This window comes from Variovorax robiniae (genome assembly GCF_037889955.1).
Taxonomy (GTDB): Bacteria; Pseudomonadota; Gammaproteobacteria; order Burkholderiales; family Burkholderiaceae_C; genus Variovorax; species Variovorax robiniae.
Genome location: NZ_JBBKZS010000001.1, coordinates 270,160 through 286,825, shown reverse-complemented (window position 1 = coordinate 286,825; position 16,666 = coordinate 270,160). Strand labels below are relative to the sequence as shown.

The window sequence follows — 16,666 nt, the reverse complement described above, 5'->3', positions numbered from 1 at the left end:
GCCGCAAGGCGTATCTCAAACCGGACACACCGCGTCCGGATTCGATTGCAACGCCGCCACGCCACGCGCGATGGCGGCAGACGCGTTGGCGGTGAGCCGTTGCGCGCTCTGCGCCACTGCCTGGATGCCCGGGCCGCTGGCCGGCTCGCGCAGTTCGGTCTGGCAGACCAGCACGCGCCCCTGCTCGCCTCGGCGTGCCGACCAGCCCAGGCTCGCCTCGACGCCGCTGCCATCGACGGCATCGAAGCGCCGCACCTGCACCGCGATGCGCATGACCGGCGCCGTGGCCGGCCGGCCGCCCCGCGTGCCGTCGAGCGCGCCGAGATGCCCGGCAATGCCGCTGGACAAGGCGTCGCGCAGTTCGCTCTCGAAGGACGACGCCCAGCGGCTGTCCTCCAGCACGTCGACCTGCACATTGGCGGCGGCCGAACGCACCACCATCTGCGGGCGCGCGAGGCGCTCCGGCACGGCCAGCGGCGCGACTTCGATCCAGTACGGCGCCGCACCGGCCGGCGCGGCCGTGGCGGCCGTCGGAGAGGCCAGCGTGTAGAAGCGCGTCGATGTCGTCGAGCAGCCGGCAAGGAAGGCCGTGAAGACGGCAGCCAGGGCAATCAGGTGGGTCGTGGCTTTCATTTCTTCGTGTCGTCCGGTTTGCCGCGCAGCAGCGACTCGGGATGGCGTTCCAGGTAATCGGTCAGCACGCGCATCGAGCCGGCCGCGCGCGTGAGTTCCTGCAACGTCTGCCGCAGGTCCTGTTGCAGGCCGGTGTCGGATTGCAGGAGGTTGTTGGCGCTGTCGACCGTCTTGCGCACGTCCTTCAATGCGGCGGTCATTTCCGGCGAGACGTTGTTGTTGAGCGAAGCCGCCAGCTTCTCCGCGCCGGCGAGCGTCTTGTTGAGCGTGGCCAGCGTCACGCGCGCATCCCGGCCCAGTTCGTCGAACGGAATCTTGTTGACCTTGGTCGCGATCTCCTGCATCTGCGACTGCAGGTCTTCGAAGCTGCCCTTGACTGTCGGCAGCTCGATCGGACTGGCGTTCACGTCGACCTTGAGGGTCGGCTCCTTCGGGAAGAAGTCGAGCGCCACGTACATCTGGCCGGTCAGCAGGTTGCCGTTGCGCAACTGGGCGCGCAGGCCCTTGTTGATGAGGAAGCGCAGCCGCGCCTCCTGGGTGGCTGAATTGGCGGCGCTCTCGGGCAGGCCGGTGTCGATGTTGCCGGCGCGGCGGCGCAGGCGGTCGGGGTAGATCTGCACCAGCACCGGCATGCGGAACTCACGCTCGGAGCGATCGAACTCCACGCCGATCGACTTGACCTCGCCGATCACCACGCCGCGGAAGTCGACCGGTGCACCGGGCTCCAGTCCGCGCAGCGACTGGTTGAAGTGCAGCAGCATGGTCTGCGATGGCCCGTCCTGCGGCTTCATCGCGGTGCCCTCGTCGGCGGCGAGCACGTAGGCCGTGTTCTCACTGGCCCGTGGCCCCATCTCGTTGTCGGGCGCCTGGAATGCGATGCCGCCGAGCAGGATGGAAGCCAGCGACTGGGTGCGCACATTGATGCCCCCCGCGCTCAGCGACACGTCGATGCCGCTGGCATGCCAGAAGCGCGTGTTGACGCCGACGAACTTGTCGTAGGGCTCGTTGACGAACACCCGCAGCGTGACGCCGCCGCCGTCGCCATCGAGCTGGAAGGCCGCGACCTGTCCGACCTTGATGCGGCGGAAGTAGACCGGCGAGCCGACGTCGAGCGAACCGATGTTGGACGCGCGCAGCAGGAACTGCCGGCCCGACGAATCGCGCGTGACGATGGGCGGCACTTCGAGGCCGGTGAAATCGCTGGTGGTCTCCGCCGACGAGCCGGCATCGGCCTCGATGTACGCACCCGAGAGCAAGGTACCCAACCCGGAGATGCCGGATGTGTCCAGCCGTGGCCGCACCACCCAGTAGCGGGTGTCGGTGGCGGTGAAGCTGTCGGCGTCCTTGGCGAGCTGCACCTTCACGCGCACGGCGGAACGGTCGCGCGACAGGCGGATCGATTGCACGGTGCCGATCTGCACGTCCTTGTACTTGACGGCGGTCTTGCCGGCCTCCAGCCCTTCGGCCGACTTGAACGCGATCTCGATGGTCGGCCCCCGGTCGAACACCAGGCGCGCCACCAGCGCGATGCCGACCAGCGCGGCAATGACGGGAATGAACCAGACCAGCGAGGGCAACCAGTTGCGCCGGCGCCGCACTTGCGGGCGATCCAGCACAGGTTGCGATTTGGAGGGCTCGGGATCACTCATTCGATGGCGCTTTCAGTTCGTCGTCCGACGTATCCGATGGATCGTCCCAGGTGAGGCGCGGATCAAAACTCAGCGAGGCTAGCATGGTCAACACGACCACGGCGCCGAAGGCCGCGATGCCGACCCCGGCCGAGATCACCGCAAAGCCCTGCAGGTGGACCAGCCCCGCCATCAGCGACACCACGAAGACATCGAGCATCGACCAGCGGCCGATGAACTCGATCACGTGGTAGAGGTTGGAGCGTTGCAGCCGCCGCCAGCTGCTGTGCCGCTGCGCCCCCATCACCAGGATGAACAGCGCCGCCAGCTTGAACAGCGGCACCAGGAAGCTCGCCACGAAGATGATGGCCGCCAGCCCGTAGGCCCCGCTGACGTAGAAGTAGATGATGCCGCTGAGGATGGTGTCGTCCTGCGTGCCGAACAGCGAGGTGGTGATCATCACCGGCAGCAGGTTGGCCGGGATGTACATCACTGCGGCCGCGATCAGGAAGGCCCAGGTGCGGCTCAGGCTGTGGGGCTTGCGCCAGTGCAGTCGCGTGCCGCAGCGTTCGCAGGCCTCGTCCTCGTGGGCGTCGGCCCAGACGGTGGCGCAATGGCTGCACACCATCAGGCCGAGGCGGGACGCCGTGGGGACGGGGGTGCCTTCGGGCAGCGTCTTCATGCGTTCTGCGGGCGATCGAACGCCATTTCCCAGAAGCCGCGCGGGTCGAAGGCCAGCACCAGGGTCAGCAGCACTGTCAGCGCCACGAAGGCCCACAGCGCCGGCCCGAGCACCACCGTCGCCATGCCGGACAGCTTGATGATCGCGACCAGCACGCCCAGCAGGAACACCTCGATCATTCCCCACGGCCGCAGCGACTGCATGGCGCGCACGAGGCCCGCGAAGCCCGGCGTGCGCCGCCCGCGCTGCAAGGGGACCAGCACCCAGACCATGATGCAGAGATGCACCAGCGGGAACAGAAGCGTGGTCACCAGCACCAGCAGGGCCACCGGCGCCATGCCTTCGCGGCCCAGCACGAACACCGCGCCGATCAGCGTGGTCTCGCTGTGCAGGCCGTGGATCTCGATCGAGACGATGGGGAACAGGCTGGCAATGGCAAACAGGATCAGGCTGGCCAGCGTCAGCGGCAGGACGCGACGCTGCAAGGTGCCGGCATGGCGCTCCAGCTCGGTGCCGCAGCGCAGGCAATAGGCCACGTCGCGCGAGCGCAGCTTCGCCCGCTGGAAGATCGCGTCGCAACTGGCGCAGGCAATGGTGTCAGGGACTTCGCGCATGGGAGAACTCGGATTCGTTCAACGCCTTCTCAAGGTTCGATGGCGCCGCGAGCGATCTCCGGCGCCCTCCTGCGAAGCCGCATTATGCTGAACGTGGCCGCGATTGCAGCGGAGCAAGCGGCCAGCACCAGCGCGACGATCGGCCCCTTGCCGTCCAGCGGCGCCCACACGCTGAACACCCCGGCCAGCATCACGGCGCCCAGCGTCTGGCCCGTGAGCCGGGCCGTACCGAGCATGCCGCTGGCCGCACCGCTGCGGTGTGGCGGCGGCGAGGTCACGATGGTGTGGTTGTTGGGCGACTGGAACAGCCCGAAGCCCGCGCCGCACAGCGCCATGCGCCACACGATGTCGGCATTGGCCGGACTCGCCGGCAATGCGGCGAGCAAGGCCAGGCCGGTGCCCATCAGGCCGAGGCCGACCGCGCCGAGCAGCCCGTCCGGATAGCGGCCGATCAGCCGCCCCGCCACCGGCGCCATGACCACGATGGCCAGCGGCCAGCAGGTGATCAGCAGCCCCGCCTCGACATGGCTGCGGGCATAGGCGCCAAGCAGCAGGAAGGGCAGCGCGATGTAGGCCAGCGTCTGCGCGGCGAAGGCCGCGACCGAGGTGCCCATCGACAAGGCGAACACCGGGATGCGCAGCAGGTCGACCGGGAACAGCGGCAACGCCAGCCGGGTCTGCCGCCGCAGGAAGACGAAGCCCACGGCCAGGCCCGCGAGCAGCGTCGCCCATGCCGTCGGCGAGCCGCCGCGCTGCGTGCCATCGCCCACGCCGAGCTGGTCGGCGCCCAGGAAGATCAGCGAGAACATCAGGATGTTGAGCACTACGTCGACAAGCGAGAAGCGTGCCCCCGCCGCCGGCGGCGCACTGTTGGCGGGCAAGGAGCGTCGCGCCATCACAAGCACCACGATGCCCAGCGGCAGGTTGAGCGCGAACAGCCAGGGCCATGAGGCCACCGACAGGATCGCCGCCGCCACCGACGGCCCGGCCACCGCGGAGGTGGCCACCACCATCGAGTTGATCGCCATGCCGCGCCCGAGGCGGTCGGCCGGATAGATCAGCCGCACCAACGCCGAATTGACGCTCATGATCCCGGCCGCGCCCAGGCCCTGCGCCGCGCGCGCCGCGATCAGCGTGCCGAGCGAATTGGCAAAGGTGGCGCCCAGCGAGGCCACCGTGAACAGCGCGATGCCCGCGATGTAGATGCGCCGGTAGCCGACCAGGTCGCCGAGCGTGGCCAGGGGCAGCAGCATCACCAGCGTGGCGATCTGGTAGGCATTGACCACCCAGATCGAATGCGAGGGCGAGACCTGCAACTGCTCGGCGATGCCGGGCAATGCGAGGTTGACGATGGTGCCGTCGAGCACCGCGACCATGATGCCGAGGATGATGACCAGCATGGCCCAGCCGCGTGCGGGGGAAGGCAGGCCGTCGTGGACGACGGGTGCTGAGGAAGGCGTGGATGACATGTGGCCCCTGAGCCTATCGCACCGGCGCCGGCCTCGTGCACGCGGGGCCAAGCGCGACGTGGTAGGCGGCCCCGCCACAATGGCCGCAACCATGCGCGTCGTCCTTTCCCTGCTTCTCGCCCTCCTCCTGGCTTGCCTCGCGGCCTGCGACCCTTCGCGCCCCGCGGCCACGGCGAACCTCCGCGCGCAACTCATTGGCACGTGGCTCAGCGAGTCCGAGGAGGAAGGCATCCGGACCTGCACCGTCCTGGAACTGGCCGAGCCGGGCGAGTTCAGGGAGATCGAGAAGATCGACGACGGCAAGGGCTCGCCGCGGGAGGTGCGCACGAGCGGCGAATGGTCCTTCGACGGCACGAACCTCAAGCGAAAGTACACACGCAGGCAAGGGCAGCCCTTGCCGATGAACTACTTCGCAACGACCGGCTACGCGATCCACATGACCTCGAACGACCGCTTCGTCGGCGTCGACAACCTGCGGCATCGCAGCGTCAGCTTCGAGCGCACGAGTACCAATGTTTGCCCCTGAATGTCATAGGCCGCTCGGCACACTCTGAAAGGCGTAAACACTCGTGAGGATGCGCTCACATCGCTTGCCCGATAACTTCGATCCCCGTCGTATCAAGGTCATCGGGGAGTTGAAGTCATCGTGGCAAATGCAAGGGCCCTTCACTCGGTTGGCAACTCCATCGCCACCCTCCTGCGCAGCGCATATCCGCAGCCGGGCGTGGGCGACGTGCAGATGCCGGCATGCACCTTCGAGTCGATGGCGCTGCGCGAGGCCACCTCGCTGTCGGATGACGACACGCACATCGGGCTGCTGCTGTATCGCGTCACGGTCAGCGAGCATTCGCGCCGCCCTCTTCCGACCCAGAACCCGAACGCGCTCTCGCTCGACCTGCACTACCTGCTGACCGCCTTCGCGGCCACCGCCGAGGACGAGCAGATACCGCTGGCCTGGGCCATGCGGCAACTGCACCTGCATCCCTTGCTCGATGCGTCGTCGCTGTCGCCCGAAGCCGGTTGGCAGCGCGACGACGTGATCCAGATCGTGCCGCAGGAGCTTGGGATCGATGAGCAGGTGCGGATCTGGGATGCGCTGGATGCGTCGTACCGGCTCTCGGCGGCGTATGTGGCGCGGGTGGTGAGGCTGGATCCGGATACGGACGCGCAGGCGTTTGCGCCGGTGGTGGCGCGGGACTTTGCGTATGGGCCGGGGGGACGGCCATGAGCGTTGTCTGGGAAGCGCATGGGCACGATGTTCGCCGCGTACTTGGTGCCATCGAATGCGTCGACGGCAGCACGGGTGCTCGCATCGCCGAACCGCTTCAGTTGCAGGCACCCGGCGCGCGCTTCGTGCGCAACGTCAGCGGCTTGTATGCGTTGGTCTCGTGGACGCCGCTGGCCTCGCATGCCGATGCGTTTGCTGCGCCACCGGCCACGCCAGCCGTCGGCAGCCAGGCGCTCGACGTTCGCATCACCGACCCGGCCGGCCACTACGTGCCGCGCGATGCGCGCATGCTGTTGCCGCGCGATCCGAATCCGCTCAATGCCGCATCGCCAGACTCGCTGTTCCGGCCGCAACGCGTGCCAATGATGCGCAGCGCCACGGCGCCGCCGGGCCACAACTGGTCGACGCTGTTCGTCAACGTGAGCGCCGGCAACGGCGATGCGCTGGGCGGCGCGCTTATCGAAGTCTTCAACGCCAGCGCGCAGCTGATCGCGCGCGGCGTCAGCGACTGGCGCGGCGAATGCGTGCTGCCGGTGGTCGGCATCCCGGTCACCACCTGGGGCGATGGCGAGGATGCCGTCGTCGTCGACCAGGTCCCGGCGACGGTGCGCGTGCGCTGGCCCGCAGTGGCCGGCACGCGCGTCGCGCAGGACCTCGTCGCGGCCGGACGCCCACCCGCCCGCCTGCCGATCATCGACCCGGACAACCTGCCCGTCGTGCCCACCCCCATCGCCGGCACCCCCGTCGACATCCAGCTGACGGCGGGCCGCGCGCAATCCCTGCGCGTGGTGCTCACCGTGCCGTGATGCCCTCCATCCCCTCACTTCCTCCACCCACCGCCCCGTCCAAAGGAGCCACCCATGCCTGAATACCTTGCCCCCGGCGTCTACGTCGAAGAGACCAGTTTCCGTGCCAAGTCCGTCGAGGGCGTGGGCACCAGCACCACGGCCTTCGTGGGCCCGGCACGGCGCGGGCCGGTGGGCGTGGCCTCGGAACTGCTGACCAGCCTGACCGACTTCGAGCGGGTCTACGGCAGCTTCGAGAACCTGGCCTTTTCCGACGTGACGGATGCGCGGCATCAGCTCAACTTCCTGGCGCATGCGGTGCATGCCTACTTCGACAACGGCGGCTCGCGGCTGTACGTGGTGCGGACCGCGGCGGCGGGTGGGGGCGTGGCGACCGCCGCGATCGGGGCTGGCGCGGGTGACGAGGCCATTGCCGCCTTTGCGCGCTCGGCCGGCGCGACCGGCAACGGGCGGCTGGTGTTCCGCGAAACGACACGGCCCGCCACGGCGCGCACGCTGGGCACGGCGCCGGTCGGCAGCCTGGTGCGCGTCACCACCGGCACCGATGCCGCGCCGGTGTTCACGCTGTTCACCAAGACCACGCCCACGGCCTGGGCCGACAGCGCCGCCGCCGCCCTGACGATCGACGACAGCATCCGCGCGCAACTCGTGACCTTGTCGGTCGAGTTCACCGATGCCGACGGCTACGGCCAGGTCTTCGACGACATCGGCCTGGGCGCGGCGCACCCGCGCTTCATCGGCACGGTGCTGGCGCAGACGCCCGGCAACCGCGCCGACGACTTGCAGAACCTGGTGTGGGTGCAGGTCGGCAGCGGCGTCAGCGCCTTCGAATTGCAGGCGGCGATCGCGGCGCTGACGGCGGTGCCGGGCGACACCGAAGGCCGGCGCCAGGTGATGCTTGCGGGCGGCACCGATGGCAGCGCGCCCGGTGTCGGCAACGAGACCACCGTCGGCACCTATGCCCATGCGCTGGCGCAGCTGATCGGGCTGGAGGACGTGTCGATCGTCGCGGCGCCAGGCAGCAGCGTGTATGCGGATGCGCAGGCGATCCAGAACGCGCTCATCTCGCATGCGGAGCATCGCCGCGCCTACCGCATCGCCGTGCTGGACACGCCGCGCGCGCAGACGCCTGGCCAGGTGCGCGACCAGCGCGGCCGCGTCGACTCCACACGCGCCGCGCTCTACTACCCGTGGGTCATCACCGCCAACCCGCTGGCACGCCCGGGCCGCGACGACATTCCGCGCGAGATTGCCCTGCCGCCTTCCGGCTTCGTCACCGGCATCTACGCGCGCAACGACATCGAGCGCGGCGTCTACAAGGCGCCTGCCAACGAGGTGGTGCGGGGCGCACTGCGCTTCGAGACCGACATCAACTTCGCGCAGCAGGAAGCGTTGAATCCGCTCGGCATCAACTGCCTGCGCTACCTCTCGGGACGCGGCTATCGCGTCTGGGGTGCGCGGCTCGTGTCGAGCGACCCGGAATGGAAGTACGTGAGCGACCGGCGCTACTTCAACTACCTGGAAGCGTCCATCGACCGCGGCACGCAGTGGTCCGTCTTCGAACCCAACGGCGAGCGCCTCTGGGCCAACGTGCGGCAGACCATCACCGACTTCCTCTACAACGAATGGCGCGGCGGTGCGCTGCTGGGCAGCACCGTCGAGGAGGCCTTCTTCGTGCGCTGCGACCGCGGCACGATGACGCAGAACGACCTGGACAACGGTCGCCTCATCTGCCTGATCGGCGTGGCCATCATCAAGCCGGCCGAGTTCGTGATCTTCCGCATCGGCCAGAAGACGGCTGACGCGCGCACCTGAACCACACCTCACAGGAGCTATCAGCCATGGCCAACCGCAACACGCCCTACGGCGCTTTCAATTTCACCGTCAACTTCGACGGCGGCGAGGTCTTCGGGGGTTTCTCCGACGTGTCCGGCCTCGGCACCGAAGTCACCGTCGCCGAATACCGCAACGGCAACGAGCGCGAGAACCACGTGCGCAAGGTGGCCGGCGTGCACAAGGTCAGCGACGTCACGCTCAAGCGCGGCGTCATCAACTCCAAGACGCTGTTCGACTGGATCAAGCAGACCCGCGTGGCCGGCCCGGATGCACAACGCAAGAGCGTGACCATCAAGCTGCTCGACGAAGCGCAGCAGCCGGTGCAGCAATGGGTGCTGAGCAACGTGATCCCGATGAAGTACACCGGCCCGACGCTGGCCGGCAAGGGCGGCGGCGACCTGGCACTGGAAGAGATCGTGCTCAGCGCCGAAGGCCTGACGATCGAAGTCTGACGAGACGAGGCCGCTCATGCCGCTGGTGTTCGCCCCTGCCGAGATCCCGGCCACCGTCGTCGCCGAGCGAACCGATGTCGCCTGCTTCATCGGCTTCGTGCATCGGCGCGCGGGCACCGCGTTGTCGGCGGCGCAACGGGCGGACCTGCGCGACGCGGGCTGGATCGATGGGCCATGGGCGCTGCCGGCGGATCGGCTCGATGCGCTGGACCAGGTGCCGGTGGCAGTGGAGAGCTGGTCGGAATTCGACCGGCTGTTCGACAGCGTGGCGCGGCCCTTGAGCGTCGAAGGCAACCAGCGTTGCGCGGCGGTGCTGGGTGCTGCGGTGCGCAGCTTCTTCATCGCGGGCGGACGGCGGGCGATCATCGTGCGGGTGGGCGATCCGTGGCCCGTGCTGGAGCCCGAGCCGCGTGACCAGGCCGAGCGCAATGCGCGTGTGTTGCTCATTGCGGCGCGTCTCGGCGCATTGCTGCCACCGCGTGCCGTCGACCGGTTCAATCCGGCGGGCTGGCAGGGGCTGGAACACCTGGTCGGGCTGGAGCAGGTTGCGTTGTTGTGCCTGCCCGACCTGCCCTTGCTCCATGCATTGCCGACCCCAACGCCGGATGGCGAAAGGCCGATCGTCACGTCGCCCGAAGTGTTCGTCGAATGCAGTGCCAACGATGTCGGACCCGTGGTGGATCCTGGCTTGCGTCGCATCGCGGCGCCCCGGCTCGATGTGGCCGGCACGGCGGCATGGGCCCAGGCGGTCGGGCGCGTGCGGGACTTCCTCTTGCGCTATCGGCGTGACTGCGGCTTCATCGCCGCCCTGCCCCTGTTCGAAGGCAGCGCGGGATGGCAGCGCCGCTACGTCGCCGATCCGCTCGGCGCATTGACCGAGGCCACGCTGTTGCGTGCGGCCGGCACCGACCCGGCGCAGGCCAGCAGCGCCTTCGTGCAGCTCGCCACGCCATGGCTGGAAACCCCGGCAAGCCAGGACATGCCGCAGGCGCTGATGCCGCCCGATGGACTGCTGTGCGGCACGCTGGCGCGCAATGCCCTGACGCGCGGCACCTACCGCAGCGCGGCCGGCACACCGCGGCTGGAGATCATCCGCGGCGAGCCCACGCCCGCGACCAGCCTGGTGGCGGAACATCCTTGGTCCCGGCTGGCCGAGCGCCTGTGCGTCTTTGCGCCGGGGCCGGATGGGTGGGCGTTGCAGTCCGATGTCACGACTTCACCTGCGCCGGCCTGGCGCGGCGGTCAGGCATCGCGGCTGGTCGCCAGCGTGTTGCGCTCGGCACGTGCGATGGGCCAGGCACATGCCTTTGGATTGAACGGACCGGCGCTGTGGCGGCAAGCGAGGCTGTCACTCGAACAACTGCTGATGGGCTACTGGCGCGCAGGCGGCCTTGGCGGCGACACGCCAGAAGACGCCTTCGAGGTGCGATGCGACCGCAGGACGATGACGCAGGCCGACCTCGATGCGGGTCGCCTCATCGTCGAGGTGGTGCTGTTGCCCGCGGCCTCGGTCGAGCGCATCACGGTGAGCTTCTCGCTGCTCGCGGCACAGCATGCCGAAGGCAGCGATGCGGTGCTCGGGGAGGCGGTCGCCTGACCGGAAACAGCGATGGCCGACGCACAAGACCTCCAGGAAAACCTGCTGCAGCCCCTGCAGATGTTTCGCTTTCACGTCTCGTTCAAGCGGGCCGTGCTGACGGGCGGCAAGGGGCAGGCCGGGGCGGAGATCAATCTCTGCTCGGGCGCCTTTTCCGAATGCTCCGGCCTGGAAGCCACGATGGAGCCGAAGGTCATCAAGTCCGGCGGCGCCAACTACGGCGCGGCGCAACGCACGGGGCCAGTGACCTTCGCCACGGTGATCCTCAAGCGCGGCGTCACCAGCACACGCCATGCGTGGGAATGGTTCGCGCTGGTGGCCGGTGGTGCGAGCGCGTATCGGCTCGACGTCTCGATCGCGGTGCAGGACGCGGCCGGCAACACGGCCATGACCTGGCGCCTCGCGCGTGCCATGCCGGTCAAGTTCAAGGCCGCCGACCTCAACGCGCGCACGGCGGAGATCGGCATCGAGGAGCTGCACCTGGTCCATGAAGGCCTGCAGCTGGAGGCTCCGTGATGGCACTGCAACCCACCGACCGCGCGGTCACCCTCGCCCACTTCAAGATCGATGGCGGCGACGACATCACGGTGCACTTCAACCCGGCATCGCTGCAGTACAGCGTGTCGAACACGATGGGCGAGGCCAAGGGGCCGAACAAGAAGCAGTACGTCGCCAACAGCAGCGCCAAGCTGACGATGGACCTGGTGTTCGACACCACGCACAACGGCCAGGACGTGCGCGAGTTGAGCGACCGCATGGCGCGGCTGATGAAGCCGGACGGCCCGAAGGGCAAGCAGGTGCCGCCGAAGGTGACCTTCAGCTGGGGCACCTACGAATTCACCGGCATGGTGGAGCAGTACAAGGAAACGCTGGACTACTTCTCGCCCGAAGGCGTGCCGCTGCGCTGCGGCATCAACCTGACGCTGGCGAGCCAGGACAAGGTCTTCGAGGACCAGAAGCATGCGCCGGCTGCGTCGGTTGATGCGGCGCCGACGAATGCGCCGCCGGTGATGGTGCCGGCGGGGAGCAGCCCCGGTTCGCCGAACCCGGCCAGCGTGGCCAACCAGCTCGGGCAGCCGCGTGCGGCGCGGGACATTGCGAGTGCCAATGGCAGCGCGAGCCTGCGTTTTGCGGACGGCGGGACGCTGGCGGTGGGAGGTGCCGGGGTCACGCTGAATGCGGCGGCGGCGTTTTCGACGGGGGCTTCGGCGAGTGCGGGGTTCGGGATTGGCGTGGGGGCTGGTGCGGGTGCCGGGGCGAGCGCTGGTGCGGGGTTCGGGCTCAGTGCGGGTGCAGGTGCAAGTGCCGGCGCGGGATTCGGGCTCAGTGCGAGCGCTGGCGCAAGTACCAGCGCCGGCATCGGACTCAGCGCCTCTGCGAGCGCCAGCGCATCCAGCAGCAGCCTGTCCCTCGGCACAGCCTCCAGCGGCGCCTTCGCCGGCCTGCGCGTCGACCTGCCGCCTGCGCCTTCGCTGTCCCTCAACGCCAGCAGCGCCGCGCTGAGCCTCACGGCCGGTGCCTCCATCGGCGCCTCGGCCGGCATCTCGGCCGGTGCCTCCATCGGCGTGGGGGGCCAGGCGGCAGCCGGCGGTGGCGCGGGCCTCGTGGCGCAGGTCGACATTCCATCGGGGCTGCGCGCCTCGATCAACTTCGAGGGTTGAGCACCATGGCCATCGTTTTCGAGAACGTCACCGCTGAGATCGCGCCACCCGCCAACGCAGCCGAGGCCACGCCGGCACAGCCGCAAACGCAGCAGGGCCCCGACCCGCTCGAAGCCCTGCGCCACGCGCTCGCCTTGATGGCCGAGCGCCAGGCCCGCCTGCACGCCGATTGAGGACCCTTCACCATGGCCGAAACCTCCGTCAGCCAGGCCGCCATCTATCGCGCACGGCCCACGCTGCGCTTCGATGGGCAGGAAGACGAGCGCGCCGCCGAACTCGTCCAGTCAATGCGCATGCACGAGCAGGACGGCGGCTTGAGCGGCATCGAGCTGCGCTTCTCCAATTGGGCCAGCACGCCGGACGGCGGCGCGAGCCTGGCCTTTCCGTCGGGATCGAAGCTGGCGCTCGGCGCTGCGTTGATCGTCTACCTCGGCGAGGAAGCCAGCCCCTGCGAGATCTTCCGTGGCCGCATCACCGCGCTCGAACTTGAATACGCCACCGGCGACCCGCCGACCATCGTCGCGCTGGCCGAAGACGCCTTGCAAGCCGCGCGCCTCACGCGCCGCAGCCGCACCTGGACCGACAAGACGCCGGCCGACGTGGTCAAAGCCATCGCCAGCGACCTCGGCCTGCGCCCGGTGATCGCCGGCCTGACGTCGCCGAGCGGCACGTGGGCCCAATTGGCCGAGAGCGACCTCGCCTTCCTGCGCCGCCTGCTGGAGCGCTTCGACGCCGACCTGCAGATCGCGGGCGAGGAACTGCAGGTCTCGCCGCGCGCGGACGTGAAGCGCAACGCCATCGAACTGCAGTTGCATGGGCAGCTCGGCCGCGCCCGCGTGCGGGCCGACCTCGCCGACCAGGCCACCAGCGTCAGCGTGCGCGGCTGGGATGCGGCCCAGGGCAGCGTGGCCGAGTCCACCGCCGACAGTGGGACGCACCTCGGCCCGGGCAGCGGCAAGACCGGCGCGCAACTGTTGAAGGACGCATTCGGTGCGCGCCATGAACGCGTCGCGCACATCAGCGTCGCGACCAGCGAGGAAGCGACCGTGGTCGCGCAGACCGCCTTCGACCAGCGCGCACGCCGCTTCGTGAAAGTCGACGGCACCACGGAAGGCAACCCGAAGCTGCGCGTCGGTAGCCACGTGACGCTGACCGGCCTCGATACCCGCTTCGACAACACCTACTACGTGACGCAGGCCTGTCACCTGTTCGATTTGCAGCACGGCTACCGCACTGAGTTCAGCGCGGAATGCGCCTACCTGGGTGCATGACATGCACATGACCCATTCCATCTTCGACCGCCCCGCCGCGCTGTACCAGGCCGCGCACCTGGCGCGCGTGGTGTCGCTCGACGACCCGGACAGCAGCAACCGCGTACAGGTCCGCCTCATCGCCTTCGACGGCGACGACAACGATGCGCCGCTGTGGGCGCGCGTGGTGTCGGCCTTCGCCGGCAGCGATCGCGGCGCCTTCTTCATTCCGGATGTGGACGACGAAGTGCTGGTCGTCTTCGCGGGTGGCGACACGCGCTTTCCGCTGATCGTCGGCGGGCTGTGGAACGGTGCCTCCCCCGCGCCGGCCTCGATCGACAGCGGCGGCCGCAACGTCACCAAGTGCATCGCGTCGAAGAACGGCATCCGCATCACCTTCACCGATGAGAGCGGCCAGGAAACGCTGAAGCTCGAGACACCCGGCGGCCAGAGCGTGACGCTGAAGGACGGGCCCGGCACGTTGACCTTGGAAGACTCCAACGGCAACTCGATCAAGCTGGAGACCGCGGGCATCACGGTGACGGCATCGGCCAAGGTCACGGTGCGGGCCTCGCAGGTGGCCGTGAGCGCCGGCATGGTGACGGTCGATGCGGGCATGTCGACCTTCAGCGGCGTCGTCAAGTGCGACACGCTGATCAGCAACACGGTGATCTCCACCGCCTACACGCCCGGCGCGGGCAACATCTGGTAGGGGCTGGACATGGCACAAGTGCTTCAACGGCAACAGCCGCCCATGCAGCAACACCACCCGGTGCTCGTCGGCGCGCCGCGCAACCTTCGGCCGCCACCGGCGCCGGGCCAGGGCAGCGCGCCCTACCTCCTGCAACGCAGCGACGACGACTTCCTTGCCAGCACCTACGCGCAATTGCGCGATGTCGATGGCACGGCTGCGCTGAAGAGTCTCGTCGCGGGCCAACGCAACAAGTCCGGCGTGCTGAAGCTGTTCCAGCCGGTGCAGCGGCAGTTCCACCTGGCGCTGATCGAAGCCTGGTGCGACACGCCCGGCCTGCCGCGCCTCGACCCCAAGCGCATCGCCTCAGCCGGCTTCGTCGTGCGGCGCCTGCGCAGTGACACTCATGGTTCCTGGCTCGAAGGCTGGATGTCGCGGCGCGGCGTGCTGCAGGGATGGGCGCGGGTCGAACGGCTGGGTGCCGAGGGCGCGGACCCTGGCATGCAACAACGCCTGCCCGCGCCGCGCCTGGGCGCCGCCCTGGATCGCGCCTTCACGCAACTCGCCCTCGAACCAGCGGACGCGTGGCTGGAGGAAAAGACGCACCCGCTATTCCTCGCGCCACCCGACGTGTGCACCGCCGCAGCCAAGACGCTCTATTGCGGCATCGTGCCGACCAGCAGCGGTGAACTGGCCGCGATGCCTGCGCCGGAGAGCGAGACCTTCGGCGACAGCTTCGGCGCCGAATCGGCCGAGTTCATCAACCATTTGGTCGAGCCCTTGCGTGGCGAGGCGATGGACTTTCCGTTTGCGGGCAGCACGCTGCAAACAGTCTGGGTCGATGCGCTCGGCGAGCCTGGTGCGGTCATCCAGCCGCAAGGCATCAGCAACGAGGACTGGGCCGTGCTGAACACCAGCTCCGGCAACCTCGCAATGAAGCGCTTCGTGACGCTGCTGCGCCAGTTGGCGAGCGAGTTCGATGCGTTTGGCTCGAGCCCGGCAAGTGCGGCGGTCTACGCGCGTCTTCAAACCATCCAGCTCCCGTTGAAGCGCAAGGAAGGCGAGACCACCGATCGCTTCGTCGATGCCGGCAGCTTCCTGCGTGCCGCGGTGCGCCAGCTGATCGAGCGCGACCCCGGCGCACCCGCGCCCGAAATGCCGCGTGCCTGGCCCTCGATGGCCGACGCTGAAAAGCGCGCCCTGCGAAGCGCCTTGTCTTCCGCCATGCGCGCCCGCTTCGCCACCGTCAAGGGCGCACCGGGCCGCTACGACGAGCCCGGTGCCAAGTACATCGTGCACGCCTTCGTCCGCCTCAAGCCCGAAGGCACCTGCCCCGCCCGCACCGTCTGGTCCGAGCCAAGCGAACCCTTCGTCATTGCCCCCTGGTACGAAGGCGCGGGCGCCCCGCCGGTGCAGATCGCCATGCCCGACCCGACCGACCGCGGCTTCCTCGCCGGCCTCAAGCCCAATGTCTCCTTCGTCGTGCCGCCGTCGTTGCAGACGCTGATGTCGGGCAACCCCAAGGACATGCTCGACGGCAAGGGCTCGACCGGCAACCTCACGCTCGGCTGGATTTGCAGCTTCAACATCCCGATCATCACGATCTGCGCGTTCATCTCGCTGAACATCTTCCTGAGCCTGTTCGACCTGTTCTTCCGCTGGATGCTGTTCATCAAGATCTGCATCCCGTTCCCCAAGCGGAGCGACGGCAATGGCTGACTTCGACCTGCGCCGCCCCGCCATCGGCTGGCCCTTGTTCGCGCTGCCCGATGCCCATGGCCGTCTCGACTGGCCGGTGCTCGAACGCAGCGTTCGCGACACGCTGCAGGCGCTGCTGGCCACCCGCCCCGGCGAGCAACTGATGCGTCCCGACTTCGGCGCCGGCCTCGACCGCCTGCAGCACGAGCCCAACACGCTGGCCACGCGCCGCCGCATCCAGGTGCTGGTGACCGACGCCGTCACGCGCTGGGAGCCGCGCATCGTGCTGGACCGGGTCGACGTGCTCGAAGTCGAGGCAGAGCCGACCCAGATCCGCGTCGAGATCGCATACCGGCTGCAACGCACCGGCGAGGCCGCGACGCTCGCGCTGACCATGACCCAGGAAACCCGGTAACCCCAT

18 protein-coding genes are annotated in these 16,666 nt (G+C 68.8%); 13 read left to right on the top strand and 5 right to left on the bottom strand.

What is annotated here, in order from left to right:
• Positions 1-15: 15 nt before the first annotated feature.
• From WKW79_RS01190 to WKW79_RS01170, 5 genes are read right to left on the bottom strand one after another with little or no spacing between them, the layout of a single operon-like run.
• Entirely contained in the window at positions 16-633 is a 618-nt protein-coding gene (locus WKW79_RS01190) for a PqiC family protein (RefSeq protein ID WP_340333269.1), read from the bottom strand.
• Positions 630-2,282: a PqiB family protein gene (locus tag WKW79_RS01185; RefSeq protein WP_340333268.1), complete on the bottom strand. Its 1,653-nt coding sequence runs from the start codon at positions 2,280-2,282 to the stop codon at positions 630-632. Before WKW79_RS01185 ends, WKW79_RS01190 begins: the two co-directional genes overlap by 4 nt.
• Positions 2,275-2,943 carry a paraquat-inducible protein A gene (locus tag WKW79_RS01180; RefSeq protein WP_340333267.1) on the bottom strand — a complete coding sequence of 223 codons (669 nt, stop codon included), beginning with the start codon at positions 2,941-2,943 and terminating at the stop codon, positions 2,275-2,277. The genes WKW79_RS01185 and WKW79_RS01180 overlap by 8 nt, the downstream gene beginning before the upstream one ends.
• Positions 2,940-3,557 (bottom strand): paraquat-inducible protein A, encoded by a 618-nt coding sequence (locus WKW79_RS01175; RefSeq protein ID WP_340333266.1) that lies wholly within the window; start codon positions 3,555-3,557, stop codon positions 2,940-2,942. The genes WKW79_RS01180 and WKW79_RS01175 overlap by 4 nt, the downstream gene beginning before the upstream one ends.
• 29 nt (positions 3,558-3,586) lie before the next feature.
• Positions 3,587-5,026, bottom strand: a complete 1,440-nt coding sequence (locus WKW79_RS01170) for an MFS transporter (protein WP_340333265.1) — start codon at positions 5,024-5,026, stop codon at positions 3,587-3,589.
• A 91-nt stretch (positions 5,027-5,117) separates the two neighbouring features.
• Here WKW79_RS01170 and WKW79_RS01165 point away from each other — a divergent pair, with 91 nt between their 5' ends.
• The 13 genes from WKW79_RS01165 to WKW79_RS01105 all read left to right on the top strand — a co-directional run bounded on the left by WKW79_RS01165 (position 5,118) and on the right by WKW79_RS01105 (position 16,660).
• The gene (locus WKW79_RS01165) at positions 5,118-5,552 is read left to right on the top strand and encodes a hypothetical protein (protein WP_340333264.1); all 435 of its coding nucleotides are present in this window, start codon (positions 5,118-5,120) and stop codon (positions 5,550-5,552) included.
• 120 nt (positions 5,553-5,672) lie between these two features.
• A complete protein-coding gene (locus tag WKW79_RS01160; RefSeq protein ID WP_340333263.1) occupies positions 5,673-6,254 on the top strand; it encodes a Pvc16 family protein in 582 nt (193 codons plus the stop codon).
• On the top strand, positions 6,251-7,060 hold the full coding sequence (locus WKW79_RS01155) for a hypothetical protein (RefSeq protein WP_340333262.1): 810 nt from the start codon (positions 6,251-6,253) through the stop codon (positions 7,058-7,060). The genes WKW79_RS01160 and WKW79_RS01155 overlap by 4 nt, the downstream gene beginning before the upstream one ends.
• A gap of 54 nt (positions 7,061-7,114) precedes the next feature.
• Complete coding sequence (locus WKW79_RS01150; RefSeq protein ID WP_340333261.1) at positions 7,115-8,875, top strand: phage tail sheath family protein; 1,761 nt, start codon at positions 7,115-7,117, stop codon at positions 8,873-8,875.
• A 26-nt stretch (positions 8,876-8,901) separates the two neighbouring features.
• Positions 8,902-9,348 (top strand): phage tail protein, encoded by a 447-nt coding sequence (locus tag WKW79_RS01145; protein WP_340333260.1) that lies wholly within the window; start codon positions 8,902-8,904, stop codon positions 9,346-9,348.
• Between the two features lie 16 nt (positions 9,349-9,364).
• A complete protein-coding gene (locus WKW79_RS01140; RefSeq protein ID WP_340333259.1) occupies positions 9,365-10,945 on the top strand; it encodes a phage tail protein in 1,581 nt (526 codons plus the stop codon).
• A gap of 12 nt (positions 10,946-10,957) precedes the next feature.
• Positions 10,958-11,461, top strand: a complete 504-nt coding sequence (locus WKW79_RS01135) for a phage tail protein (RefSeq protein ID WP_340333258.1) — start codon at positions 10,958-10,960, stop codon at positions 11,459-11,461.
• Positions 11,461-12,606: a CIS tube protein gene (locus WKW79_RS01130; protein ID WP_340333257.1), complete on the top strand. Its 1,146-nt coding sequence runs from the start codon at positions 11,461-11,463 to the stop codon at positions 12,604-12,606. Before WKW79_RS01135 ends, WKW79_RS01130 begins: the two co-directional genes overlap by 1 nt.
• Positions 12,607-12,611: 5 nt before the next feature.
• Entirely contained in the window at positions 12,612-12,779 is a 168-nt protein-coding gene (locus WKW79_RS01125; RefSeq protein ID WP_340333256.1) for a hypothetical protein, read from the top strand.
• A gap of 12 nt (positions 12,780-12,791) precedes the next feature.
• A complete protein-coding gene (locus WKW79_RS01120) occupies positions 12,792-13,877 on the top strand; it encodes a phage late control D family protein (RefSeq protein WP_340333255.1) in 1,086 nt (361 codons plus the stop codon).
• Positions 13,878-13,884: 7 nt separating this feature from the next.
• On the top strand, positions 13,885-14,568 hold the full coding sequence (locus tag WKW79_RS01115) for a phage baseplate assembly protein V (RefSeq protein WP_340333254.1): 684 nt from the start codon (positions 13,885-13,887) through the stop codon (positions 14,566-14,568).
• 42 nt (positions 14,569-14,610) lie between these two features.
• On the top strand, positions 14,611-16,266 hold the full coding sequence (locus WKW79_RS01110) for a hypothetical protein (RefSeq protein ID WP_340333253.1): 1,656 nt from the start codon (positions 14,611-14,613) through the stop codon (positions 16,264-16,266).
• A complete protein-coding gene (locus WKW79_RS01105) occupies positions 16,259-16,660 on the top strand; it encodes a GPW/gp25 family protein (protein ID WP_340333252.1) in 402 nt (133 codons plus the stop codon). The genes WKW79_RS01110 and WKW79_RS01105 overlap by 8 nt, the downstream gene beginning before the upstream one ends.
• The last annotated feature ends 6 nt before the right edge of the window (positions 16,661-16,666 follow it).